The sequence below is a fragment of the Photorhabdus asymbiotica genome, assembly GCF_003634575.1.
Lineage (GTDB): Bacteria > Pseudomonadota > Gammaproteobacteria > Enterobacterales > Enterobacteriaceae > Photorhabdus > Photorhabdus asymbiotica.
Genome location: NZ_RBLJ01000002.1, coordinates 274518 through 296003, shown reverse-complemented (window position 1 = coordinate 296003; position 21486 = coordinate 274518). Strand labels below are relative to the sequence as shown.

Below are 21486 nucleotides of genomic sequence, written 5' to 3'. Positions count from 1 at the left end.
TTAATCCCAAGATATTTTTGGAAGAGCTACACACCGGCATTGATAATCATCACCGGGCTTGCCTTCAAACGCCCCAATGCTTTTACGTTTCTTCCAAGTCTTCCCTCCATCATCTGAATAAACTGTAGGGTCTGAGTATTTGCATGTCATATTGTTCAATACAAAATGACTGTCACGCTCTCGCTCATCACCCGCGCCACCCCACTCGTACAAGTCAATACCAAGCGCTTTTTGCCGCTGCTCTGTCAGTGCCGAATTGAGCTTAGCTGTTTGATCACGAGCAATAAGCTTTGCTCGACTTTCTGTTACTTGCCCGCGCTCACGAATGAGAGAAATAAGGTTTTCGTGACGTCCGCCATCAAATAGATTCGTGAACACCTTAGAGCCGATATCATTGATAAAATCTGTCTGTATCGACTTGATTAAATCAACGTTTTCTTTTACCGCATCATCCATCTGTTTTTTCACAACTTCATCACCGAGCATCCCAGTTAAATCAATGCCAAACGCCGATTTGTATGTCGATTGCGTCTGTGACTTGTTTTGCTCATTCGCACGCTTGACCATGCCGAATGACAGCCGTTTAGCCATATCCAAAATGGACATATTGGCTAATTTCTGAATTGCTCGTGAAAGTCTTGAAGTGATTGAAAGTGATGAGGAGTTGAGTGCATCGTTTAAAATTGGTTTTTGTAAGTCATCTATCACAACATCTTGCATCATCTTAATAAATTCGACGAGCCTGTCGCGATACCAGACTTCCGTTCGCTTGCTAGGTGTTTGCGGCCTCATACGTCGATTGCGAGCTTTCAAACGCCCCTGTTTGCGCTCCAGCATTTGCTTCAGACTGATACCACTGTCCATTATTTACTCCAGTCATAGCTTCTATTTCTTCGTCAGTCACCGTCGTGAGCACGCCCCGCGCTTGCATTTCACGTAATGCAATCTCTTCGGTAACAACACCAGATTGAACAAGAGAAGTGAACCCTGTCGCATACTGCGAAAAGCGAGCTGCTTCGTCAGCTTCATTGATGCTGTCTATTGACGGGTATTCGTAGCTGATTGTGTCGATGCTGACAGCTAGCTTGTCGAGAATGAATTGATCAACAAAGTCTTGCATTGGCCGCAAACGGGTTTCTTGTAACCCGTTTATTGTTTCGTAATACGACTTATTATCTTCTTCGCCGGAGTTGAACCCGCTAGCAGACTGCCCAAACAATACATTTATGGGTCTGTCAAGTGCGCCAGCTAGAACGTTTGCCATCTTTGTAATAACATCAGACAATCCCGTGAATTGCGCCGTTTTTTGCTCATAGCGGCTCTGCATTGTGCTATCACCGGCATCCATCAACATCAAGCCCGTTGACGATTTTGTTTGTTTCATTATACGAGCATATTCAACAACTTGCGATTCTTGTCCTGCATCAATCTGATTGTTTAAGCCAGGAAGGAAAATAACATCAACATTCGCTTCTTGTATTGTGTCACCCGTGCTGACAATTGCGGCGTCAAATATTTTGATAGCATCATATGATGCCTGAATGTCAGATGTGCCGAACTTACACATGTCCTTTATGCTATGCTTACCCAATTTTGTTCTATGACAGCGTGAGTGATGAAATTTGAGTTGCTGACTGCTGATATCAATCTGATATGTATGCGGCTGCCCAAAATGCGGTGAAGCAATATCAGAAATAACATCGCTGGCGGGCGTGTACTCGCCTTTCCTCAATACTAAAAACTTGATGATGTCTTCTGACTGGAGATCAAGTGGCTCACTAATCATCTCATCAGAACAATCTGTAACCGCTACAATTAATGAATCCCCCAGCAGTGAGGCCCACGTTAGCGCGTCACGGAATATCTCGTAGACGCATAATACTGTTTCTGCGTCTTTGATGCGTTGAACCAGAGAGCCATCAATATCACCCACAAATTCGCGGGGTAACTTCAACATATCATCGGCTGTCTTATCTATGTATTTCTTGACAATCCATGAGCGTTTGTACATTGCCAACAATTCTTTATCGGGCACATTAGCTTTATTGCTCGCATATTTTATTGCTGCCACTCGCTCGCCGAGCGATGTCATCATACTGTGTATGCCATCAGTCAAGCGGCCTATCATCGTTTTTTTAGTCATACATGACGTCCCATACTGTCGTCCTACCTTTGATATACCCATCCAACCCATACCGCACTGCATCCCAACAGTGGTTATGTGCGTCTTCAATGACGGGAAGCACTTCGCCAGTAATACGATCTGTTTTATATGAGTAAAGACGAGCCTCTTTTGCTGTTTCTTTACAGCGTGGATGAATAATGATTTTCTTGAACCCGCGTAAGAATGTAATGCCGTCTTCTACGCTGCCTTGCCACTTCTTCGCTGCTGAGATATTGAAACCTTGCCGTTTCAGATAGCTGATTGTCTCAGGGCGGGCGGAGTCGGCTTTAATAGGCCATTTTCGAGACTCCGGTACTTTGTCATAGAAAGCGGGTATGTGATCGAGTTCCACCCCCACCCTGCAAGCCTCGCGATCGATATACAGACAATTATCTAAGATAAACATACGAAGCAAAGTGTTTGGGTCTTTAGCGAAACCAAAGTCAGCGCCAAATAACAATCTATCCGCTTTCATCCATAAATCGTCTGGGAACGATTCAATTTTGTACTTATTCGCTAATACTTGCTTTTCTGAGTTCTCAAGATAAGCACCCTCCCATATCCACGCATAATCCGAGTGTTCGAGACTTTCCAGATCTTCCTGTCGTTCTTCCTCCAACACATCAGGGAACCACGGATTATCACTGTAGTTCATCTCTACAATAATTGAGCTTCTCGGTGGTTTCTTTCTGAATCGCTTATCTGTTGCACTACCATCTTTTTCCGGGTTCCACGTCACCCAGATCTCAGATCCAGACTCACGTACTGTTGGGCGTAGCTTTTTCCAAGCTATTTCAGAAACAGATTCAGCTTCATCAACCCACGCCAAAAGAATACGGGCCTTTGATTTGATGCTGTCTAAATTATGGCGTAGACCACAGAACACATAGTTGACTAACCGGTTTTTGGTACGAATGTATTTTTCGCCAATATCGAAATAGTCATCAAGCCAGGGAATAGAACGGATCGCTTGTTTCACTTCTTCCATTGATGATTCTTCGAGAGAGTTCATAAACTCGCGAGCGCACAAAATAACCCCACTTGTACCAGATTCAGCAGCTTGATAAGCTCTAACCGCACTCATCATTGCAAATGTTCGAGTTTTAGCGCTGCCTCTGCCACCGTGTGCGCCACGGTAACGAACATTTTCTTTTGTAAACACAGGTACGAGTTTTGCAGGAATCGGCATGTCAACTGCTACCGTCATTGTTTTGGCTCGACTCCAACGAGCCTGATAGTAGTTGGCTTTGGAGACATAGAACCATCAGGGGAACGGTGATCGATTTCTTGTTTATCTGAGTAGCCATGATTAGCCAACATCAGCTTAGTGATTGTGGCATTAAATTCTCCCACGAGTCCTTTGTTAATCAGCTTGCTTTCTTGTAGCGCCAAAATCCCTTCTAACGTGTCCGAAAACTCATTTGATTGTTTTGCATATTCGTAGATAGTAGAGCGTGCAATATCCAAATAACACGCTAAACCCGCGACGCTCGGAATAACAGCCTCGTGCTCAACATAACCGCCGTATAGATATTCCTTTGCCCTAGAAATCAACTCATCATTCAGTTTGGTAGGGCAACCAACTTGATTTGTTTGTTGTCCCATCTCTTTCCCTTAAATAAAAAGGCCGCCGAAGCGACCGGTTCAATTTAGAACTTTATACTTCCCGGTTTAATAAATCCCCGGCATTTTAAATACCGTCTCGGATTGAATAACTACTATCTAGCACTCTGTCAGCAGAATGCTCTGAATGAGTTACTTTGATGGCCTGACTGAGCTATATTTACTCGCCCACACTTTAGCAATATGCAAACAGTCATCGTACATCTTGCCCTTACGACTCGCTGATGAAGCTCTTCGATAGTGATCGACCGCTTTGTCACTTGCCATGCACGCAATAGATGAAGAAAAACCGAGCTTGGTTAACTCGGCTTGTACGTTCTTCGCTATGAATTGCTCATGATTCATGCAGGTTCTCCGTCCGGGAAGTCATCAAAGCCGGGTAACGTAAGCTGCGACAAATCCAGAATGGCCTTTTCAGCCTTACGGAGTTTCTTAAGGTGGCGTTTTCGCAGATTCATCAAATTGCTACCCTTTCTTCCAAAATTCTCGAAAGACCACTTATTGGCAGCTACCAAGCGATTTTGCATCTCACCGATTGTCAGCTCTTTCAAGCTGTTTATATCCATCAATGATAAATCCTGGGGCTGACTTTCTTTTTCTATCAAGTCCAACACCCACTTACGCAAATCCTTAGCTACAGGTGTATCTGCCAGCATCCCCAGTAAATAAAGACCTCGAAGAGAAAATATGCGAACTTTCGTCTTTAAATTGCTGTAAGTGTCTGATTCTTTCGAGGTCACTCTTGTAATGACCTCGGTCATAGCTGGAGTGAACTCATCAGAATTAACGTTATACAAATTGGTTACTGACTTGGTTTTGGAATAATCAAGTAATGTTGCAACCTGTTTACTAGTAAACCAAATTTTCCCATCGCCATTATCGAAAGGAACAACAGTGTGATTTTTGAAAGTTAATGATGTAGTCATGGTATTACCCTATAGAAAGACGAACCTGTTCACACAGAAATACCGCCCGCAGAAATACCATTTAACGGTTTTCTCAGGTTCGCTTTCTGTAAGGTTCTGCGTTTAGAAATAAATGCGTGTGTGAATACGCTAGATAGAAAAAACCCCAGTCAATCTGGGGCTGTTACTGACACTGAGTTTTGATGTAGTCCTGCAAGCCCAACACCTGCTGATTAACTACCGCTATTCGCTCTCTGAGGGTCCAATAATCCCTGATAGAGGAGTTAGTAGGTCGGGCGGTGCTTGCATTAACCACGCCGGAGGGGGAACCGGCTTCGCTCTTTGGACAGGTGGCCGCGATACGCAACCTCCGACGACCTGCAGCAACATCATCACGAAGGCCATCGATTTCAGATTTGGCATTGGCTAGCTCCTTTGTATGCTTATTGTCTAATTCAGCTAGCATTGTGATATGCGAATTTTGATAGCTGATAGTGTCAGTAAGTTGCTGAATGTCTTCTTGCTGTTGCTTTGTTACATGCCGCTCTTTCTGTAATGCAGAGCGATAGTAATAAGCTGTCAGTGAGACAATAATCAGCGCAATAAGCGTGTAGTAGTGAGCGTTGAATTTCATGATAAAAACATCGTTTTTTCCGATGCCCTGCGAGCATCCAGCCCCGGTAATATTCTCCCACCAGCCATATTCCATCTCATAAACTCATTGGCTGCGCCGTTGTAGTCACCAGCATTGAGTTTCTTAAGCAAAGTAGAACGGACGAAAGCACCGGCACCACAGTTGAAGATAAATGAACACAGTGCATCAAACTGGCCCTGCGTCAGTTTTACTTTAACGTTATGCTCAATTGTGATGTAAACCGGCGCTAAGTCATCAAGCAAGAACTGCTCTGCTTGTTGCTCTGTGATTGCATCGCCGGGCTTGACGCCCAAAGTATGACCATAGCCGATTGTCCATACCCCTGCGGGACAACGGTATGAAGTTAAGCTACAACCCTCATAGCCTTTGAGTTTCGCTAACCCTTTCTCACTGATTTGCATCAGATACTCCCGCTTTATTACGTAAAGTCCCACGCATCAATTGACCAAAAAAGTCAGTTCCCAGATAACCAATAATGACGCTGCCGATATAAGCCAGGTCCGTACTTAAATTTAAGAAGACGAGTAAGTCACGAATGAACCACGCAATAAGCGCGCACATCATTGCGTCAATGATCGTCTTCCAGAACTTACCCCCGTTATAGCGGCCTCTGAGATACGCCATTGTCGCAGCCAGTGCCGCACCAATACCTTGCTCTTTGACTGACAGCAGCCATAGCCATAGCTGCATCCATATATCAGGCTGCTTATCCATGAGTTTCATATTTCCACCCCCGCTGGGGATTAAGTCCCCGCGAATACGGGCGTGAAAAGAAAAGGCCGCGTCAGATCGCAGCCCTTGAAGTGTTGCCAGCAAGCGACTGGCAGCACATTCCTCTATCTGCTATCGTTAAATCGCCAAAAGTAACAATACAAACGAGGAGAAATTGATGAGTGCGGAACAATTAAACAAATTAGAGTGCCAGATTGTCGCATTAAAAGTAGTTGTAAAGTCCATTCTGCCAACTTTAACTACTCAGCAAAAGAAAGAGTTATCATCTAATGTCGAGTCTACATTTAAAATAGCTACCGACAATCACCCTGAATACACAAGTGACATCGAACAAGTTAAGACTTTTGTTCGCGACATTGTTGGTGAGCTTGAATAAACCCTTCTATATCTCTGATGAGCATGTTTGCTATTTGCTTCGCTGGCGATTTCTTCTCATGCTCATTATCTTTCTTTTCCATACATCACCTTTATAAAGACATAGAGACTAATCGTGTGAAAAAGGCCACGCTATGCGTAGCCTGAATTGTCGCCAACCGCAACAAGGTTGGAGTGTTGAAAAGTTGCGGCGGCGAAAATGAAAAGCCCCGCGAGATGGCGAGGACTGAGATTCGGTTAAGACACCTAAGAGACACTTAAGGCAATCTTACCAAAAAGTATTGCTCATTTGCTCATTAATGTCAACACGTTCTATAAAATCTTTTTAATTTTCTCTACACGTTTACGTGAATTAAGCGCATTTTTCAGAGGTTGATACAAAAGATAGGTGCTTGCATTTAGAATCTCATCCACTTCACGACGACACGTTCCGCGAGATGGTTTCTTAAGCCTTCCTCCAGATCGGGTCATCATTTTGCGGGGATTTGCGACCCTGTGATAGTAAGATGCGATTGACAGTTTTGAGGCACCGTGAGCGTAATAACTCAGTAAAATGCCGTAGGCTTTCTTGTCAATGAACATGACGGAATCGACGACCCGAGAAATCAACATTCCATCATCATCATTGCACATCTGCCGTGTTTTGTTATTACTTGGTTTTACGCTCACCATAAACTTATAAATCATGTTTATCTGGCACTTACCTATACGACCACTATAAACCCACGCTCCCCATAAACTTAACCAGCTATCAATCCAGTCGTGTTGCTCTTTAGTGAGTTCATATTCTTTAACTCCCATCTCTGACCCCCGGCAATACTGAATGATATTTGTCATATTTAGTTGAGAACATGACTGAGTGTTTTTTGCCCCTGATTATTCGATCCTGAATAACTTTCAGTGAACCATATCTGCATTGCAGGACTGCAAATGACCTGCCTGTAATACCACTCCTAAACCTGGCTTCTTCAATTGCTGCTCCAATATCAGTGAAGATTGTCATTGCTTAAGCTCCTGAGTTTTGCACGATACTCATCACAAATACGTTCGTAATCTTCACGCCGCCATTTTATCAATGGCTTTGGCATCATTAGAGCATCAAACCTTTCTTGCCCAATTTTCTCAATCAACTTGGGTTTATAGTTAATTATATTTCCTGATAAATAGTTATTACATGCAGAGCATTGTTTGTGACAATTGTCTTCATCAAATCTTAATTCTGGATGAGCTTTAGTTGTTCGATAATGTCCCGCTTGATATTGTCCCTTATGAAATCTCCCGCAGCTAATGCATGGCAGGTCTTTATCTCTTTCTCTGATAAATGCATTAAATGCCTGTTGCGCTTGATTTCTGAAATATGAGAGAGGCTTGACTGCTAATCGACGGGCTTTGAGTTTATCTTTCTTTTCTGTTAATTCCTGTTGCTGTTTCTTTTTAAGTGCCCGCTCTGCTTTTTCTTTGTCTCTATTTCTTTTTCTGATTGCTAATTCCGCGCCATGTTCGGGATTACACCACCATATATTTTGATATTTCGGCATAAACCACTCACAGCATATTTTACATTTCCGTCTCGCTGGTTTTTTCATTTCTATTTCTCCTCCGATCCCACTTCGCACGCAATAGTTTATAAACGTAATCAAACGTTTTCACTTCGGACTCTGTGGGAATTGGCTTTGATTTATTGGGCGGGACTTTATAGATTAGATTATTGATGACTCGCTGAGTCTGTGATGTTTGTTGACTCATTTAATTTATTTCCATTTTTCAATACTAGCGTCGCAACACAGCGAAGAACGCAACCGTCACAAATATCAACGTTGTTGCCCGACACTATCGCGTTTACTTCATCTTGCGATTTACCACAGAAGTTACACCAGTGTTTATTGCCCGCTATCATCTATCTTGCTCCTGTTTTAATTAAAAAAACGATAACAATCGATTCTCTGTTAATTTATCAGCACTTTTGAAAATATGCTTAAGCGCGGCATTAATCATTGCATTGTAACAACGCTCGAATTCGTCTTGATCCATACTTGCGTATGCCAGGCTTTTTGCTTCCGTTCTGATTTCTCCATTTAATCTGACTGTCTGCTCATAGAACCCAGCAAGAATTGTTAAGTCTTTTCTGAATCTATCAAACTGACTATGCTCGTCCATATTTTCTAATCCTGCTTTATCAGCCGCCCAATGCTCAAAGCAGAAATTAAAAAAGGCGAACATCTTTCTGTGAAATGCGGGATTTCTTGTTAATTTAAATTCAGCCGTATATTGCTCGCCATTTTTGAATTTTGTTAACCGGGGTAGATCACGTTCAAATACTGGAGCAAATACCCCACCCGCGTTTTTAATCATTTCTATTTGCATCTAACCCCCATCGTTTACTCTCTTATTCCAGGCTCCAATAGCTCATCAGGAATTTCAATTTCATCATCAAGCTCTATTGCAATAGCACGACAAATAGCCTCTTTTGCAGTTTTTCCCGTCATGACATCAAATCCCGGACGATCTGCACACCAACAATCGCCGCGCTCTATGATACTGACAAAAAACTCATCAATTAACGGGCCGCATTCACTCCATTCCGTAGAATATTCAGGGATATTCTCTGGATTTTTAATCAAGTAATCTGAATCCCATCCATCGCAAATAGCAACAGCATAATCCAGCGCACGGCCTGTTAAATTTTCTGTTTTAATTTTCATCTTAAAAATCCTTCTTGTGTAAATTGAATTTCCGTCTGATTTCCGCCAGACGATTTAATGCCCGCTCATTGCTAACTGGAATATGCAACTTCGGGATCTGCTTAACTGGCGCTGGTATTTGCTCGCCTGATTCCATTCTGCGAGACATGCTAATCAGCTCCTGACTACAACGTTTGCGTAACTCAGACTCAGTTAAATTCAGCCCTCGCATCTGTGAATACAATTTAGTGACAATCCAGTAACAAGCGTTGCTCTGCCAAGGGAAAGCCTCTGCGCTGCTATACAAACCACGGCGGGCGCTATAGTCCATCACCATTTCATATAACTCTGCATCATCCGGTAAACCAGCATTTTTGATACCACCCCGTTTACACCACTGGACGAATTGCCCTGGCGATGGCAAAAATGGCGTATCTTGTTGCCTGGCAATTTTCATTCCGGCATTGACTTGTTCAACGGTTCTGATGCCATTCTCAGCGAAAGCGAGAACCCATTGCCGACGCAGTTCATTAAAATCTTCCTGTGTTTTGATATTCGCCATCAAAGCCGGAAAAGCGCCTTTTAACTGGCGGAATAACTCATTGAAAATTTCTGCGGCCTGCTTTGTAACTTGTGTTCCCTGTTGTGGTTTTTGAGATCCGGCCATAACCTGCAAAGCCCCGCCATCCCGATTCTGTACCACAGTAGCAAGATTTCTCATATCGTTAGCCCATCTATCCAATCTGTATTATTGAAATCCAGACCCTGCTTAGCTCGCAGTGGATATTTGGGCTTAAACAGCCCCTGATATCCGTTTGCTATGCTTGTGTTAATTACATCAGCCGGATCATGTCCCTCGTCAAAACACTCCTTCAGCAAATTGAATGCCTTTGTAACAGTAATCTGGGTTTTAATCGGTTTGCCGGATTGCTGGCGATAGCTCACCCATTCAGCCCAAGCATCACCGCTTAACCAGTCCGGTATTTCAACTTGTGCTGGGTCAAATTTAGTTTTCGGTTTCGGTTTTGGTTTTTCTGGTAAAGGGGATACAAGGGGATCATTAATTTCTTTTTTCTTTTGTATAGTTTCTTTTGTGTTTAGCTGACTTGGCTTATCCTCATTAGCCGACTTAGCTAATGTTTTATTAGCTGACTTGGCTAATGTTTCGCTAAGTCGGCTAATGTCTGTACTCCACTCAGAAACGATCTTATTTATTCCTATTTGATTTCCAGATAACACAATGATTTTCATTGCAATCATTTCATTCTTTGCTTTGCAGACATGTGTATGATGAATACCTGTCATCTCGGCTATCTGAGTATTCGTTATCCGGTCTGTTTTTTTACCAAAACCATAGGTTTTTCTGATAATCGCTAAGACAACTTTTAGTTGCCTGGCTGTTAAATCAGCACTCATTATTGATTCAAGCAGTTCATTAGCGATGCGCGTATAGCCATCATCAACATCAGCCACTTTGACAACCTCCCGGCGCTGAAGTGCGGGAAAATTAATTACTTCCGCTGTATTCATGTGACCTCCTTTTCAGCTTGATTTATCTTGTGAAATCGCCGTTTTCTTGACATGATATAGACCTATTAGTGGTATATAGGGGAAATGAGAGCTCCCCTGTTTGATTCATATTGACATTTCAATTTGATTAGAAGCCTCAGTTGTTGGCGCAACCGAGGTTTTTCTTTTCGGGTATCTGATAAGCTCCAAAGCAGCTAATAGCGCTTTCGCATCTTCCCCCGTCATAACAACTTCTTGTTCCGGGATTTCGAATTCAATCGCAACTAAGAACCGAGCCATCTTCTCAATAAAACTGATGTCGTCGATTCTCTGCGGTCGTTGCCATCTCGCAATTTGAGACTCATGAAACCCAATAATTTCTGCGACATTTCTCGCACCTTTCAGCACCAGTTTTTTAATTAACTTGCTTTCCATCTCACGAAATTTGCGTTCCGTTGCAGTATCCATATGTTAAATTCCTTAAATAAAATAATGTTAATAGCCTTAAATAAGGCCGCTCCCCGTTTGTGGGGAATGCACTTTTCAGCGCTATCTGTTAAAGAGCATGCGAGCTATACCAGCTCGCTCGATCTATTCGGCTAATAAATTTCTTTTACTTGCTTCCAAAAGATCTTTAGCCAGATATTTACCCTTGGAAATTTTTTCGATTGTTATTGCGTAAGTTGTTTTTTCAAAAAATTCGGTTTTTGGTAATGAGCCTTTTTCTAACCACTTGTAAACCGCTTTTTTCGTAACACCACACGCGGTAGCGACATGAGAAACGCCTATGTCTTTTATTGCTATGTCGATGTCCATCTTTTTTCAATCCCTTATTTGTACTTTTAGTACATATTATTATTGAACTGAAAGTTTTTGCAAGTGGTTTATTATTGAACCTATGGTACAAACAGAAAAAGTGCGAAAAGAGTTCGCCGATAGGCTTGCACTGGCCTGTAAAAAATTCGGCCTAGATGAACATGGGAGAGGTGTTGCCATTGCAAAAGCTTTAGGAGTTACACCAAAAGCAGCAAGCAAATGGTTTAACGCTGAATCACTTCCCAGACAGGCCACAATGAAAGGTATCGCTGATTATTTGCGAGTTGATTTGGCATGGCTTCAATTGGGAATAGTAAAGAACGCAGACGAACAAGGAAAAGTAGAATATGCAGGAAAACTAAAAGATGGACTTGTTAGAGTAGTAGGGGAAGCTATTCTTGGCATTGACGGCGCTGTAGATATGGTTGAATTCCATGCCGGATGGTTGCGTATTTGTAGTTCCGATCGAGATGCATATGGATTAAAAGTTAAGGGAGATAGCATGTGGCCCCGCATACAGTCCGGCGAATTTGTTGTCATTGAGCCGAATACACTCGTGCATCCTGGCGATGAAGTTTTTGTTAGAACGCGTAACGGTCATAACATGATAAAAATCATGAACATTACACGAAATGGTGATTATCAGTTTTCAAGTATAAACAGCGATCATCGACCAATAACAATTCCTAAGGATGATGTGGCAATGATTCATTATGTATCGGCTATTATAAAAAACACGCGTTACATTGATGATGACGAGATTAGTTAAGGCGAACAATTCGGTTAAATTTTTTTATTATCAATACATTATATTTAATTACAGGAGAGTTAATGTCTTCAATGTATGAAAATTTTGAATTCATTACCGCTGAAATATTGGGTGAGTACTTCGATTCAAAAGGAGTTATCCCTCATTGTAGTCTTTGTGATAATTTACATTTTACTGTTCCTCAGGTTGGGATGACAGGTGCTATCTCTTGTAATATGAGCACGGGACCATATGTTAATGTATTTAAAGCAGAAAGCATATATCACAAAAATACGGATAATTATTACATTTCAATTATTTGTAAAAAATGTGGGAATGTAATGATGATAGATACATCACAAATTCTTGAGTGGGTAAAACAGAAATACCCTGCTATCATGGGGAAAGATAGCAATGAATAAAAAAGATAACGTAGTTCCAATAAGAAGTGATTTGCCATTTAAAACAGGCGGCAATAGTGGTGACGGAGGCAGCAACGATATGCTTGAAATCAGAGTAAAAAAACTTGAAGATGATCTGAACCTCATCAAAACCGATCTCGCAGTTATGAAAGCTAACTATGCAACAAAGGAAGATATTGCATCTGTGAGAATTGAGGTTCACCAATCTATTGCAGCTCAAACCAAATGGATTGCTGCCACAATGTTAGGAATAACTGGTTTGGCGATTGGTATTGCAAAGCTTATCTTCTAAGACATATATCACCTGCTACCCACCCTAATTGGGTGGCTTTTCCCATCCCTTTTCCATTATTATCAATAATTTTATTTAAAATCAATAAGATAATAGATAAATCTTGATATCTTACTTCCAAATCAGCTTCTCATTTAGAAAAACTTTTCAAAAAATAAATTTCCTTAAAAATCAAACAAATAAACTAAAAGTACATATCCAAACAAAGAATTTGTACTATTGGTACTTTACAAAATTGTACTAATAGTTCATTATTATCACATCAAAGCACAACAGTGAAAAGGCAGATGAAGAGGTAGGTGATTCGCAAGTGCTAAGAAACAACGCAGTACAAGCAGCAAGCAGTACAAATAGGAAGTAGTAGCTAACAGGAAGTTTCGCTCTTTAACAGATAGCGCTGAAAAGTGCACATTTTCAACCAGTCGGTTTCTGACTGAGTTATCACGATAGCTTAATCAGAAATCAACAGGAGAAAATTTATGAAATGCTATGCATATAACAACGCAGCTAAACGCAGACGTAATAGCAGACAGGCATTAACTGATGCTTATAACCAAGCAAACGGGATTAATCCTGAAGAAGTTAAGCCAGTCCGTCCGGTTCTGACAATTAAGCGCGCTGCAATGAATCGAGTTGATAAAGCTCTTTCAGTACAAGCCACGACTTTCTATGACAGCATTGATAACAGATGCTTACACAACACCTGGCTCTATTCAGTCAGATAAATATGGAGGCGATATGAATGATTTAGAGTATTGGAGTGAATGTATTTCGGACGGCGCTGGTGATTGCGATTTAGTTCTAACAAAAGAACAAGTTAAATCATTAGCTGAGTCTGTCATGGGGGGGGCATGAATGTTACGGAATGTCATTTTATTCACCACCGCCAAGCGAGCGTTACGCAGAAATAGAAAGGGAATGGAAATTAAAATTAGATAAATTACAAAATGAGTTTGATGCATATATAAATAATGCAGAGGCCGCAGTTAGAATTGCATTGCGACAACATCGAGATACGAAAATCTCAATCGATAAAGATGGGGCGGTTTTTAGATGTAATGGACGTTCTGAGCAAATTCAATAAGCAGCATTATTTCGCCACACCGGGAAAATAACAGGGAATTATCGGCATGGATGCTAATTAATAATATGGAGCTGTGAAGCCAGTGGATGGCATAGGGGTATATTATGAAAATCAACAAACAACTTTTCGAGTTAGCTCAATCTAAAGCTAAGATAGCATTAAAGACAGAAAGCAAAATGGCGTGGGTTATAGCAATGCAATATCTGAGACTATCATATGAATATGATTAAAGAATGGCTCTTTGCTATGTTATATCCATCTTGTTTAGTTCTATTTACGACGTTAATTTTAATATTTCTGAGGTAATTATGATTAAGATTTATTGTGATACTTTTAAAAGCTTTACAAAAAACAAAGGATATGAAATTGAAGTAGATGACGGATATTTCATAACAAAAGGAACTGCTACTGAAATCATCGGAAATTCTAATCTCTGCTTTAATGAAGTAAAAGCATATTTCGAAAGTCAAGGGTATAAAATCGAGGCTTTATAAAATGAACACTCAACACGAGAGGAATAAAGAAACGGAATTCTACACGAAAATCGGCTATTCAGATAAAGAAATTATCGAGCACATGGAACTTGAATATAAGCACTCTATTCAGGGAATTGATAGGAATATGCCGATTAGTTCAATTGAATTCAATGGCGACTTCACTTAATCACAGGAAACAAAATGAACATTTATATTGATATTGAAACAATCCCGTCTCAAAACGAATCAGTAAAAAAATCCTTTCTCGATAATGTGAAAGCACCAGGTAACTTTAAAAAGCAAGAAAGTATTGATGATTGGCTTGCTGAAAATAGAGAGAAAGTTGCAGATGAGGACTGGAGAAAAACTAGTTTTGACGGCGGCTTTGGTCAAGTGTGCTGTGTCAGTGTAGCAATTAATGATGAACCCACTGTGACGTTTTTTGATGAAGACTGGAAAAACTCAGAGCCTGCAATTATTGCTGATTTATTTCATTATCTGGAAAGTCATTACGACCCATCGCGTCAAATACCCCCCGTCTTTATTGGTCACAATATCGCCGGGTTTGATTTGCGTTTCTTATTTCAGCGTGCCGTTGTACTTGGCATTAAACCCCCACGATTTATTCCGTTTGGGGCTAGATCATGGGATAAGCAAGTGTTCGACACAATGACAGAGTGGGCCGGGCATAACAATAGAGTGTCACTTTGTAAGTTATGCCAGGTACTTAATTTACTACAAAAAGGCTCTGAGACCGGCGAGGATATTGACGGCAGTAAAGTTTGGGACTTTGTGAGAGATGGGAAAATATCAACAGTAGCGGAATATTGCAATGGTGATGTTGAAAGAGTCAGAGCTATTCACAAAAGAATGACATTTGCAGCATAGCCCTGGGGTGGATTTTTATTAGAGGTAATTATGGGAACCGCAACATTAATCTTAGGCGAATCTGGTACCGGGAAATCAACAAGTCTCAGGAATTTAAACTCATCAGATTGCTTATTAATTCAAACAGTAAGGAAACCATTGCCATTCAAGAGTGCAACATGGAAATTGTGGGATAAAGAAAACCCAGAAACCTCCGTTTTCATTTCAGATAAATATAGTCATATCGAGGGCGCAATAATAAAAGCTCACTCATACGGAAAGAAAATTGTCATTATTGATGACTTTCAATATGTCATGGCAAATGAGTTCATGCGCCGCTCTGATGAAAAGTCATTCGATAAATTTACGGAAATTGGCAGCCATGCATGGAATATTATTGATAAAGCAATAAATGGAACGCCAGACGATTTACGTGTTTATTTTCTGTCTCATACGGAAGAGACGCAGACAGGGAAAGTTAAAATAAAAACAATAGGAAAAATGCTTGATGAAAAAATAACCATCGAAGGAATGTTCACAATAGTATTAAGAACAATTGTCAAGGATGACAATTATTTTTTCTCAACAAGAAACAACGGTTACGATACAGTTAAATCACCGATGGGTATGTTTGATAAACATGAGATAGAAAATGATTTAGCTGCTATCGATGAAATAATTTGTCATTATTACGAAATCAAAAAATAAGGTTAAATGAAATGAGTAATGTTATGTTTGTTTATAACGAAGAATTAGCATTGTCCGCAGGTCAAAGCGGCTTTATCACAGAAAGCGGAGCTTATATTATTACTATAAGCGAGGCTAAATTCACGACGGGAAAAGGGGGTGCTTGTTTCATTGAATTTTCTGGCGAATCAAATGATGGGAGAAAAGTTAATTATTTGAGCGTCTGTTATAAAAAGAATGATGGGATGGATAATCAATACGGTATTAATATGATTAATGCAATTATAGGGTGTGCGGGTGTAAAACAGCTAAGCTATATCACGAAAGATGACAATACTTTTATTGCCCCCGAATTAACAGGGAAAACAGTCGGTCTAGTGCTTCAAAAAACACTGCGGACAAAAAAATCAGACGGTAATGACACGTTTGGTTTTGATATCAGAATTCCATTCATTGCTAAAACGAGCCAGACTTTACAAGAGTTAAAAGAGGGTAAAGTTGCTGAAACTATAAATAATATTGTCTCAAATTTAAAAGATAGAGACGAAAGAAAGAAATCACATAATAATAGCAATGATAACTGTTATGATAGCAATATGCAGCCAAATCAATTCGATGATAATTTCTCTCCATTTTAATGCAAGGAGAATATTCATTCATGTATGGTGAAAAATTTAATGGCAAACCGTGCCCCTTGGGGCACACTCTCAGATATATAGCAAGCGGAAATTGTGTTGAATGTCATAGTACAAACAAAAAGAAATCGAGAAATAAAGTAAAAAAGTCCAAGCAAGAAAGTAGAAATAAATTCAATCCCGATGATTTTACCCATTGCGTATTTATTCTCGGAAATCCTGAAAGAGTGAGAAATTAATTTAATCTAATGAGGTGATTTATGGCTGTGAAGTTAGAAATTTGTATCTCGTTTAATGAAGACTTAAATAAACATCATGTTGAATATTCCACGGCTTTTACTTCATGTAGTACGCATGAAGAAAGACAGATTCTGACTGAATTAAGAACTAAATTATTATGTGAAATGGACAATGAATATGTAAGCAATCGTTACGTTAATTAGAAAGAGAGGTGAATATGACTCAGAAAACACCGTGGAATCCGTGTCAAAAAGCCATTCAACGGGTTAAAGACCCGCTCCCAATTCCGACAGAGTGTCATTACTGCAATGGCGACGTAACAATAGCTCATCATGAAAATGTATTCGGCAAAGCATATAGCAAATGGCCGTGGCTCTATATTTGTACTGAGTGTAGGGCATACGTCGGCATGCACCCGTTTACTGATATCCCTTTAGGTACGTTAGCAGATAAAGCCACACGAAACGCAAGAATGAGCGGGCATCGGCATTTTGAAGAAATGCGGGATAAAATAGGATTTGAACGCACGGACGCGTATAAATTTCTAGCAAAACGACTGGGAATTAATTTCAGGAAATGTCACTTTGGCTGGTTCGATATTGACACATGTTATAGAGCCAAAGAAATTTGTGAAAATATGATTATTAAAAGAGGTAGCAATTATGAATAAAGATACAGAGTCTTTAATATCCGCATGTCACGAATTAGCAAAAACGGCAAAATGTGACGATTATTTAATTCTGAATGAGATTGCTGATAGATTAATTTCTTTGCAGAATGGGCGAGAAAACTATAAGCAGATGTTTGCTGAATCATGCATGGGTTTAGCTTCAATAGCTGAAGCTGTGGGTATTAAAGAAGAAGATGATACGGGCTCACCGGGCCAAGTAATAGATAAAATTAAAATATTAAAAAAGAAAATTCGGGTTTTTGAACTCGGATTTGATGCACTTAACCCACTAATAACTTTATCACAATCTTTACTGGAACAAGAGTTGAAGAAAAATGAATGATTATCTATGCCAATATTTTTATTTTGTGTGGAAACGAATGTTCAAGAGTTACATGATAAATACGCTTATATCACGCGGCGCTAGTTTAGCAGAAGCAGAAGAAGCCGCTGAGTGTGAGATTGAAGAATATTCTAAGAAAGATGGGTATTGGAAATATATTCATCCGCATGACGCGGCGAAAGAGCAATTGTCATATTGGAGTGATTAATGGCAGGCTTCAGAGGAAGTAATACTCCCAAGGAATTAAAAGATAAATGGCAAACCCCGATTGAGATATTCACCGCTCTAGACTTAGAATTCGGCTTTTATCTCGATGCAGCAGCAGACAATGAAAATGCTCTATGTGCTCATTATCTCACGGAACGCGATAATGCACTAATATGCGACTGGGTGAGCTACGGAGCAATATATTGTAACCCGCCGTATTCCGATATTACGCCGTGGGTTATTAAAGCAGCTATTGAATGCAGGAAGCAATTACAGCCGGTCGTTATGTTAGTTCCAACAGACACATCAGTCGGCTGGTTTAAATTAGCTATGAACTCCGTAGATGAAATCAGACTAATAACAGGCGGAAGGATTTCATTTATTAATGCTGGCAACGGGAAAGAGAAAAAAGGAAATACAAAGGGAAGTTTACTGCTAATCTGGCGTCCATTTATTAAACCCCGCTGTATATTCACAACAGTTGATAAATGCCAATTAATTCAAATTGGCTATAATATATTAAATGGGATTACATCATCATGAAATTAATCAGCTTAATAAAGCCAATTAAAGTTAATCTAGATGAATGACCAAGTTTATGAAAACGGACGCAGAGCAATAGCAAAGGAATGCTTAAATGAACTCACTCAACTATCGAAATACGATGACAAAGCCGTCACAGCTATTCTCGATAAATATACACAGCAATTCAAATTAATTATAAATGAGCATCAAAGGAGAAAGTCAACGCCCAAAGTCTGGCTTTCTCAGTATGTGCGAAATTTGCAAAAGGAATGTAAGAATGGATAGATATCCAATGACATTTAACGAAGCATGTGACTTTATCGGTATATCACCGCCAACATTAAGAAACTGGATTCGAACTGGCAGGTTGGTGGCAGCAAGAAAAGACCCATCAAAACACCAATCACCTTATCTCATCACGAGACAAAATTGCATTGCCGCATTAAACAATCCGATCAACACTATAAAAGTGAGCGCGGTTGACGCTAAGGAAGGTAATACATGTCAATATTCCGTAGAAACAAGACCTGGTACGCCGACATCACGATCCCGGGCGGCAAGAGAATTAAGCAATCTCTTGGCACGGAGGATAAGCGGCAAGCAAAGGAATTGCATGACAAATTAAGAGCTGATTTGTGGAGGGTAGATAAACTTGGTGATTATCCTGATGTCACATTTGAAGAAGCATGTATCAGATGGCTTGAAGATAAATCTGATAAGAAGTCAATAGATAAGGATAAGAGCATGATAGCGTTTTGGCTAATCCACTTCTCTGGGATGATCATAAAAAATATCACAGCAGAGAAGATATATTCCGCAGTAGCAAAGATGGAGAATCGAAAACATCTGGAAAATTGGCAATCAAAGTGCGAAGCAAATAAAAGAAAAGGTAAAGATATGCCCGTTTATGTACCAAAGCCAGCAGCAAAAGCCACAAAAGGATTGCATTTGGCGCTTATAAAATCGCTACTTAGGGCGGCAGAGAGAGAATGGAAATGGATAGATAGGGCACCAATAATCAAAACAAGTCAGCCGAAGAATGGACGAATACGATGGCTCGAACATCACGAAGCTAAAAGACTTATAGATGAATGCCATGAGCCATTAAAATCCATCGTTAGATTTGCACTGGCTACAGGATTACGTAGATCAAACATTATTAATCTTGAGTGGCAACAAATTGACATGCAAAGAAAAGTAGCTTGGATATACCCTGAAGATAGTAAATCAGGAAAAGCTATCGGAGTGGCTTTGAATGACACAGCGTGCCAAGTACTGCGTAATCAGATAGGAAATCATCACAAATGGGTGTTTGTGCATAAAAAATCCGCAATTAGAAATGATGGAACTAAGACGCCAGCAGTTAGAAAGATGCGGGTTGATGATAATACAGCGTGGAATTCCGCATTAAAAAGATCCGGAATAGAAAATTTCCGCTTTCATGATTTAAGACATACGTGGGCAAGCTGGTTAGTTCAATCAGGAGTTCCATTGTCAATTTTACAAGAGATGGGAGGATGGGAGAGTATAGAAATGGTAAGGCGCTATGCTCACCTAGCGCCTAATCACTTAACTGAGCACGCAATGCAAATAGATGTGATTTTTGACAGCCACGTCCCATCTACGTCCCAGGCGATTATATCTAATAAGTTAAATAACATGTAACTTATTGAAAAATCTGGTGGCCCCTACTGGACTTGAACCAGTGACCAAGCGATTATGAGTCGCCTGCTCTGACCAACTGAGCTAAGGGGCCGTTGAATGGAAGGGATTATACGTACAGTTTTGCTTGCGGTCTAGACCTATAAATTTATATGGCCATTTTGTATACAAAATTTGGTTTTTATTAAGTAGTAAAAGAGGTTAGCGATATATATTGGCTATTTTTATGGCTAATTTAATGTTTTTATAAGTTATCGACTTAATTTTCAATAAGATATTTTGTGTTGTTGGTTATATTATGATCACGATAATCAATATATTTTGATGGGTGATTATATGAATAATAAACATCTTTCTTCTGTTTCTTCTTATCATCAGATGGAAAATTACTTTTTCTCGTCTATTAGTCAATCGTCTCAATATATAAACGAGCATGTGCGGGTATATGTGATGGGGATTGAAGCAGATATTTTTAATTTTTTGTTGGTAACAAAAGGATGTGTTGACGTAAGTGATGCTCTGCGTTCAGGTGTTAAATTTTTAGAAAATACCGGATTACCTTTTGGCGTTGTTTTTGTTGAAGATGAGGTTCAGCGTGTTCAGCAAGATATTCAACAAGCCAATTTTGTTCATGATGGGGTGACCACAGCCATGCAACTAAATTTATCTGAGTGGCATAACAAGCCGGTTAATCACGATATTCGATGTGTTGATATTGTTTTGCAGGATTGGTCTATTCCGCTTGAGAGTGCTTTTGCATCTGAGGAATATAATGTTACCAGACAATATCAGGAACGGCATCGAGCGGCAGTTGAAGCAGGAAAACAGCTAAAACACTATGCGCTGTACGTGGATGGTCGTCCTGTTTGTTCTTTAACTTTATCAATATTGGATAATATGGCACGTTTGGATGATATTGGTACGGTTGTGGAAGTGCAGGGAAGAGGATATGCAACTGCATTGATAAACTATGCTCTAAATGAGGCGAGGATTAATGGTGCAGTAGTTTGTTACCTGGAAGCTTCAGATGATGGTGTTTCTTTGTACCAGCGTCTCGGTTTTACTCCATTGTTTAGTTATCAGAGTTTTTATCGCGATTGATATTGGTGTTGTGGTAAGAAATAAAAGCGTCTGCCGGAGCAGACGCTTTTCAATCAGCATGATTAAA

37 protein-coding genes and 1 tRNA gene are annotated in these 21486 nt (G+C 40.1%); 18 read left to right on the top strand and 20 right to left on the bottom strand.

The window, feature by feature from the left end; genetic code table 11:
- The 8 genes from BDD30_RS08090 to BDD30_RS08050 all read right to left on the bottom strand — a co-directional run bounded on the left by BDD30_RS08090 (nt 1) and on the right by BDD30_RS08050 (nt 6070).
- Entirely contained in the window at nt 1–864 is an 864-nt protein-coding gene (locus BDD30_RS08090) for a phage head morphogenesis protein (protein WP_015835237.1), read from the bottom strand.
- Nucleotides 773–2143, bottom strand: coding sequence for a phage portal protein (locus tag BDD30_RS08085; RefSeq protein ID WP_015835688.1), 1371 nt, complete (start codon nt 2141–2143; stop codon nt 773–775). The genes BDD30_RS08090 and BDD30_RS08085 overlap by 92 nt, the downstream gene beginning before the upstream one ends.
- The gene (locus BDD30_RS08080) at nt 2136–3371 is read right to left on the bottom strand and encodes a PBSX family phage terminase large subunit (protein ID WP_015835687.1); all 1236 of its coding nucleotides are present in this window, start codon (nt 3369–3371) and stop codon (nt 2136–2138) included. The genes BDD30_RS08085 and BDD30_RS08080 overlap by 8 nt, the downstream gene beginning before the upstream one ends.
- Nucleotides 3368–3769 carry a DNA-packaging protein gene (locus tag BDD30_RS08075; protein ID WP_015835240.1) on the bottom strand — a complete coding sequence of 134 codons (402 nt, stop codon included), beginning with the start codon at nt 3767–3769 and terminating at the stop codon, nt 3368–3370. Before BDD30_RS08075 ends, BDD30_RS08080 begins: the two co-directional genes overlap by 4 nt.
- A gap of 359 nt (nt 3770–4128) precedes the next feature.
- A complete protein-coding gene (locus tag BDD30_RS08065; protein ID WP_015835241.1) occupies nt 4129–4713 on the bottom strand; it encodes a BRO-N domain-containing protein in 585 nt (194 codons plus the stop codon).
- 163 nt (nt 4714–4876) lie between these two features.
- On the bottom strand, nt 4877–5326 hold the full coding sequence (locus BDD30_RS08060; protein ID WP_015835242.1) for a lysis protein: 450 nt from the start codon (nt 5324–5326) through the stop codon (nt 4877–4879).
- On the bottom strand, nt 5323–5748 hold the full coding sequence (locus BDD30_RS08055; RefSeq protein WP_015835243.1) for a lysozyme: 426 nt from the start codon (nt 5746–5748) through the stop codon (nt 5323–5325). Before BDD30_RS08055 ends, BDD30_RS08060 begins: the two co-directional genes overlap by 4 nt.
- The gene (locus tag BDD30_RS08050) at nt 5735–6070 is read right to left on the bottom strand and encodes a phage holin, lambda family (RefSeq protein ID WP_041382916.1); all 336 of its coding nucleotides are present in this window, start codon (nt 6068–6070) and stop codon (nt 5735–5737) included. Before BDD30_RS08050 ends, BDD30_RS08055 begins: the two co-directional genes overlap by 14 nt.
- 166 nt (nt 6071–6236) lie before the next feature.
- On the opposite strand from BDD30_RS08050, the gene BDD30_RS08045 reads away from it, so the two are divergent.
- Nucleotides 6237–6455 (top strand): hypothetical protein, encoded by a 219-nt coding sequence (locus tag BDD30_RS08045; protein ID WP_041382219.1) that lies wholly within the window; start codon nt 6237–6239, stop codon nt 6453–6455.
- Between the two features lie 311 nt (nt 6456–6766).
- Here BDD30_RS08045 and BDD30_RS08040 read toward each other — a convergent pair whose 3' ends face one another.
- From BDD30_RS08040 to BDD30_RS07990, 11 genes are all read right to left on the bottom strand, one after another.
- Nucleotides 6767–7255, bottom strand: coding sequence for an antiterminator Q family protein (locus BDD30_RS08040; protein ID WP_041382221.1), 489 nt, complete (start codon nt 7253–7255; stop codon nt 6767–6769).
- On the bottom strand, nt 7245–7457 hold the full coding sequence (locus tag BDD30_RS08035) for a hypothetical protein (protein WP_041382223.1): 213 nt from the start codon (nt 7455–7457) through the stop codon (nt 7245–7247). Before BDD30_RS08035 ends, BDD30_RS08040 begins: the two co-directional genes overlap by 11 nt.
- Nucleotides 7441–8040, bottom strand: coding sequence for a recombination protein NinG (locus BDD30_RS08030; protein WP_041382225.1), 600 nt, complete (start codon nt 8038–8040; stop codon nt 7441–7443). Before BDD30_RS08030 ends, BDD30_RS08035 begins: the two co-directional genes overlap by 17 nt.
- Nucleotides 8012–8200 (bottom strand): NinE family protein, encoded by a 189-nt coding sequence (locus BDD30_RS08025; protein ID WP_071823744.1) that lies wholly within the window; start codon nt 8198–8200, stop codon nt 8012–8014. The genes BDD30_RS08030 and BDD30_RS08025 overlap by 29 nt, the downstream gene beginning before the upstream one ends.
- A complete protein-coding gene (locus BDD30_RS08020) occupies nt 8160–8351 on the bottom strand; it encodes a ClpX C4-type zinc finger protein (protein WP_041382227.1) in 192 nt (63 codons plus the stop codon). The genes BDD30_RS08025 and BDD30_RS08020 overlap by 41 nt, the downstream gene beginning before the upstream one ends.
- A gap of 20 nt (nt 8352–8371) precedes the next feature.
- Nucleotides 8372–8818 carry a DUF1367 family protein gene (locus BDD30_RS08015; RefSeq protein WP_015835247.1) on the bottom strand — a complete coding sequence of 149 codons (447 nt, stop codon included), beginning with the start codon at nt 8816–8818 and terminating at the stop codon, nt 8372–8374.
- A 14-nt stretch (nt 8819–8832) separates the two neighbouring features.
- The gene (locus BDD30_RS08010) at nt 8833–9156 is read right to left on the bottom strand and encodes a phage protein NinX family protein (RefSeq protein WP_015835248.1); all 324 of its coding nucleotides are present in this window, start codon (nt 9154–9156) and stop codon (nt 8833–8835) included.
- Nucleotide 9157: 1 nt separating this feature from the next.
- Complete coding sequence (locus BDD30_RS08005) at nt 9158–9856, bottom strand: replication protein P (protein ID WP_041382230.1); 699 nt, start codon at nt 9854–9856, stop codon at nt 9158–9160.
- Entirely contained in the window at nt 9853–10665 is an 813-nt protein-coding gene (locus tag BDD30_RS08000) for a replication protein (protein ID WP_015835250.1), read from the bottom strand. The genes BDD30_RS08005 and BDD30_RS08000 overlap by 4 nt, the downstream gene beginning before the upstream one ends.
- Before the next feature lie 105 nt (nt 10666–10770).
- Complete coding sequence (locus BDD30_RS07995; RefSeq protein WP_015835251.1) at nt 10771–11112, bottom strand: CII family transcriptional regulator; 342 nt, start codon at nt 11110–11112, stop codon at nt 10771–10773.
- Nucleotides 11113–11235: 123 nt separating this feature from the next.
- The gene (locus BDD30_RS07990; protein ID WP_015835683.1) at nt 11236–11460 is read right to left on the bottom strand and encodes a helix-turn-helix domain-containing protein; all 225 of its coding nucleotides are present in this window, start codon (nt 11458–11460) and stop codon (nt 11236–11238) included.
- Nucleotides 11461–11542: 82 nt separating this feature from the next.
- Between BDD30_RS07990 and BDD30_RS07985 the strand changes: the two genes are divergently transcribed.
- From BDD30_RS07985 to BDD30_RS07905, 16 genes are all read left to right on the top strand, one after another.
- Complete coding sequence (locus BDD30_RS07985; RefSeq protein WP_015835682.1) at nt 11543–12229, top strand: S24 family peptidase; 687 nt, start codon at nt 11543–11545, stop codon at nt 12227–12229.
- Between the two features lie 62 nt (nt 12230–12291).
- A complete protein-coding gene (locus BDD30_RS07980; RefSeq protein WP_015835681.1) occupies nt 12292–12630 on the top strand; it encodes a hypothetical protein in 339 nt (112 codons plus the stop codon).
- Nucleotides 12623–12922, top strand: coding sequence for a hypothetical protein (locus tag BDD30_RS07975; RefSeq protein WP_015835680.1), 300 nt, complete (start codon nt 12623–12625; stop codon nt 12920–12922). The genes BDD30_RS07980 and BDD30_RS07975 overlap by 8 nt, the downstream gene beginning before the upstream one ends.
- 479 nt (nt 12923–13401) lie before the next feature.
- Nucleotides 13402–13647 (top strand): hypothetical protein, encoded by a 246-nt coding sequence (locus BDD30_RS07970; protein WP_015835256.1) that lies wholly within the window; start codon nt 13402–13404, stop codon nt 13645–13647.
- 140 nt (nt 13648–13787) lie between these two features.
- The gene (locus BDD30_RS23890) at nt 13788–14006 is read left to right on the top strand and encodes a hypothetical protein (RefSeq protein ID WP_197535140.1); all 219 of its coding nucleotides are present in this window, start codon (nt 13788–13790) and stop codon (nt 14004–14006) included.
- A 308-nt stretch (nt 14007–14314) separates the two neighbouring features.
- Entirely contained in the window at nt 14315–14500 is a 186-nt protein-coding gene (locus BDD30_RS07960) for a hypothetical protein (RefSeq protein ID WP_041382407.1), read from the top strand.
- Between the two features lies 1 nt (nt 14501).
- A complete protein-coding gene (locus BDD30_RS23525) occupies nt 14502–14669 on the top strand; it encodes a hypothetical protein (RefSeq protein ID WP_158307077.1) in 168 nt (55 codons plus the stop codon).
- Between the two features lie 14 nt (nt 14670–14683).
- On the top strand, nt 14684–15370 hold the full coding sequence (locus tag BDD30_RS07955) for a 3'-5' exonuclease family protein (protein WP_015835257.1): 687 nt from the start codon (nt 14684–14686) through the stop codon (nt 15368–15370).
- Between the two features lie 30 nt (nt 15371–15400).
- A complete protein-coding gene (locus BDD30_RS07950; protein WP_015835679.1) occupies nt 15401–16057 on the top strand; it encodes an ATP-binding protein in 657 nt (218 codons plus the stop codon).
- 11 nt (nt 16058–16068) lie between these two features.
- Nucleotides 16069–16674, top strand: a complete 606-nt coding sequence (locus tag BDD30_RS07945) for a hypothetical protein (protein ID WP_015835678.1) — start codon at nt 16069–16071, stop codon at nt 16672–16674.
- Nucleotides 16675–17128: 454 nt separating this feature from the next.
- Complete coding sequence (locus tag BDD30_RS07930) at nt 17129–17581, top strand: zinc-finger-containing protein (RefSeq protein ID WP_041382239.1); 453 nt, start codon at nt 17129–17131, stop codon at nt 17579–17581.
- Nucleotides 17574–17924 (top strand): hypothetical protein, encoded by a 351-nt coding sequence (locus tag BDD30_RS07925; RefSeq protein WP_015835261.1) that lies wholly within the window; start codon nt 17574–17576, stop codon nt 17922–17924. Before BDD30_RS07930 ends, BDD30_RS07925 begins: the two co-directional genes overlap by 8 nt.
- Before the next feature lie 52 nt (nt 17925–17976).
- Entirely contained in the window at nt 17977–18132 is a 156-nt protein-coding gene (locus BDD30_RS23520) for a hypothetical protein (RefSeq protein ID WP_158307078.1), read from the top strand.
- Entirely contained in the window at nt 18132–18674 is a 543-nt protein-coding gene (locus BDD30_RS07915; protein ID WP_015835262.1) for a phage N-6-adenine-methyltransferase, read from the top strand. The genes BDD30_RS23520 and BDD30_RS07915 overlap by 1 nt, the downstream gene beginning before the upstream one ends.
- A gap of 181 nt (nt 18675–18855) precedes the next feature.
- On the top strand, nt 18856–19281 hold the full coding sequence (locus BDD30_RS24135) for a helix-turn-helix domain-containing protein (RefSeq protein ID WP_081461615.1): 426 nt from the start codon (nt 18856–18858) through the stop codon (nt 19279–19281).
- Nucleotides 19164–20321: a site-specific integrase gene (locus BDD30_RS07905; RefSeq protein WP_231849244.1), complete on the top strand. Its 1158-nt coding sequence runs from the start codon at nt 19164–19166 to the stop codon at nt 20319–20321. The genes BDD30_RS24135 and BDD30_RS07905 overlap by 118 nt, the downstream gene beginning before the upstream one ends.
- A gap of 14 nt (nt 20322–20335) precedes the next feature.
- Here BDD30_RS07905 and BDD30_RS07900 read toward each other — a convergent pair.
- Nucleotides 20336–20412 (bottom strand) — tRNA-Ile (locus BDD30_RS07900).
- A gap of 242 nt (nt 20413–20654) precedes the next feature.
- Between BDD30_RS07900 and BDD30_RS07895 the strand changes: the two genes are divergently transcribed.
- A complete protein-coding gene (locus tag BDD30_RS07895; RefSeq protein ID WP_041382403.1) occupies nt 20655–21419 on the top strand; it encodes a GNAT family N-acetyltransferase in 765 nt (254 codons plus the stop codon).
- Nucleotides 21420–21486 lie beyond the last annotated feature (67 nt).

Bases quoted from the DNA above. Each gene is read 5' to 3' on its own strand.
- BDD30_RS08090 (WP_015835237.1), bottom strand. From the start codon at position 864: ATGGACAGTGGTATCAGTCTGAAGCAAATGCTGGAGCGCAAACAGGGG.
- BDD30_RS08085 (WP_015835688.1), bottom strand. From the start codon at position 2,143: ATGACTAAAAAAACGATGATAGGCCGCTTGACTGATGGCATACACAGT.
- BDD30_RS08080 (WP_015835687.1), bottom strand. From the start codon at position 3,371: ATGACGGTAGCAGTTGACATGCCGATTCCTGCAAAACTCGTACCTGTG.
- BDD30_RS08075 (WP_015835240.1), bottom strand. From the start codon at position 3,769: ATGGGACAACAAACAAATCAAGTTGGTTGCCCTACCAAACTGAATGAT.
- BDD30_RS08065 (WP_015835241.1), bottom strand. From the start codon at position 4,713: ATGACTACATCATTAACTTTCAAAAATCACACTGTTGTTCCTTTCGAT.
- BDD30_RS08060 (WP_015835242.1), bottom strand. From the start codon at position 5,326: ATGAAATTCAACGCTCACTACTACACGCTTATTGCGCTGATTATTGTC.
- BDD30_RS08055 (WP_015835243.1), bottom strand. From the start codon at position 5,748: ATGCAAATCAGTGAGAAAGGGTTAGCGAAACTCAAAGGCTATGAGGGT.
- BDD30_RS08050 (WP_041382916.1), bottom strand. From the start codon at position 6,070: ATGAAACTCATGGATAAGCAGCCTGATATATGGATGCAGCTATGGCTA.
- BDD30_RS08045 (WP_041382219.1), top strand. From the start codon at position 6,237: ATGAGTGCGGAACAATTAAACAAATTAGAGTGCCAGATTGTCGCATTA.
- BDD30_RS08040 (WP_041382221.1), bottom strand. From the start codon at position 7,255: ATGGGAGTTAAAGAATATGAACTCACTAAAGAGCAACACGACTGGATT.
- BDD30_RS08035 (WP_041382223.1), bottom strand. From the start codon at position 7,457: ATGACAATCTTCACTGATATTGGAGCAGCAATTGAAGAAGCCAGGTTT.
- BDD30_RS08030 (WP_041382225.1), bottom strand. From the start codon at position 8,040: ATGAAAAAACCAGCGAGACGGAAATGTAAAATATGCTGTGAGTGGTTT.
- BDD30_RS08025 (WP_071823744.1), bottom strand. From the start codon at position 8,200: ATGAGTCAACAAACATCACAGACTCAGCGAGTCATCAATAATCTAATC.
- BDD30_RS08020 (WP_041382227.1), bottom strand. From the start codon at position 8,351: ATGATAGCGGGCAATAAACACTGGTGTAACTTCTGTGGTAAATCGCAA.
- BDD30_RS08015 (WP_015835247.1), bottom strand. From the start codon at position 8,818: ATGCAAATAGAAATGATTAAAAACGCGGGTGGGGTATTTGCTCCAGTA.
- BDD30_RS08010 (WP_015835248.1), bottom strand. From the start codon at position 9,156: ATGAAAATTAAAACAGAAAATTTAACAGGCCGTGCGCTGGATTATGCT.
- BDD30_RS08005 (WP_041382230.1), bottom strand. From the start codon at position 9,856: ATGAGAAATCTTGCTACTGTGGTACAGAATCGGGATGGCGGGGCTTTG.
- BDD30_RS08000 (WP_015835250.1), bottom strand. From the start codon at position 10,665: ATGAATACAGCGGAAGTAATTAATTTTCCCGCACTTCAGCGCCGGGAG.
- BDD30_RS07995 (WP_015835251.1), bottom strand. From the start codon at position 11,112: ATGGATACTGCAACGGAACGCAAATTTCGTGAGATGGAAAGCAAGTTA.
- BDD30_RS07990 (WP_015835683.1), bottom strand. From the start codon at position 11,460: ATGGACATCGACATAGCAATAAAAGACATAGGCGTTTCTCATGTCGCT.
- BDD30_RS07985 (WP_015835682.1), top strand. From the start codon at position 11,543: ATGGTACAAACAGAAAAAGTGCGAAAAGAGTTCGCCGATAGGCTTGCA.
- BDD30_RS07980 (WP_015835681.1), top strand. From the start codon at position 12,292: ATGTCTTCAATGTATGAAAATTTTGAATTCATTACCGCTGAAATATTG.
- BDD30_RS07975 (WP_015835680.1), top strand. From the start codon at position 12,623: ATGAATAAAAAAGATAACGTAGTTCCAATAAGAAGTGATTTGCCATTT.
- BDD30_RS07970 (WP_015835256.1), top strand. From the start codon at position 13,402: ATGAAATGCTATGCATATAACAACGCAGCTAAACGCAGACGTAATAGC.
- BDD30_RS23890 (WP_197535140.1), top strand. From the start codon at position 13,788: ATGTCATTTTATTCACCACCGCCAAGCGAGCGTTACGCAGAAATAGAA.
- BDD30_RS07960 (WP_041382407.1), top strand. From the start codon at position 14,315: ATGATTAAGATTTATTGTGATACTTTTAAAAGCTTTACAAAAAACAAA.
- BDD30_RS23525 (WP_158307077.1), top strand. From the start codon at position 14,502: ATGAACACTCAACACGAGAGGAATAAAGAAACGGAATTCTACACGAAA.
- BDD30_RS07955 (WP_015835257.1), top strand. From the start codon at position 14,684: ATGAACATTTATATTGATATTGAAACAATCCCGTCTCAAAACGAATCA.
- BDD30_RS07950 (WP_015835679.1), top strand. From the start codon at position 15,401: ATGGGAACCGCAACATTAATCTTAGGCGAATCTGGTACCGGGAAATCA.
- BDD30_RS07945 (WP_015835678.1), top strand. From the start codon at position 16,069: ATGAGTAATGTTATGTTTGTTTATAACGAAGAATTAGCATTGTCCGCA.
- BDD30_RS07930 (WP_041382239.1), top strand. From the start codon at position 17,129: ATGACTCAGAAAACACCGTGGAATCCGTGTCAAAAAGCCATTCAACGG.
- BDD30_RS07925 (WP_015835261.1), top strand. From the start codon at position 17,574: ATGAATAAAGATACAGAGTCTTTAATATCCGCATGTCACGAATTAGCA.
- BDD30_RS23520 (WP_158307078.1), top strand. From the start codon at position 17,977: ATGATAAATACGCTTATATCACGCGGCGCTAGTTTAGCAGAAGCAGAA.
- BDD30_RS07915 (WP_015835262.1), top strand. From the start codon at position 18,132: ATGGCAGGCTTCAGAGGAAGTAATACTCCCAAGGAATTAAAAGATAAA.
- BDD30_RS24135 (WP_081461615.1), top strand. From the start codon at position 18,856: ATGAGCATCAAAGGAGAAAGTCAACGCCCAAAGTCTGGCTTTCTCAGT.
- BDD30_RS07895 (WP_041382403.1), top strand. From the start codon at position 20,655: ATGAATAATAAACATCTTTCTTCTGTTTCTTCTTATCATCAGATGGAA.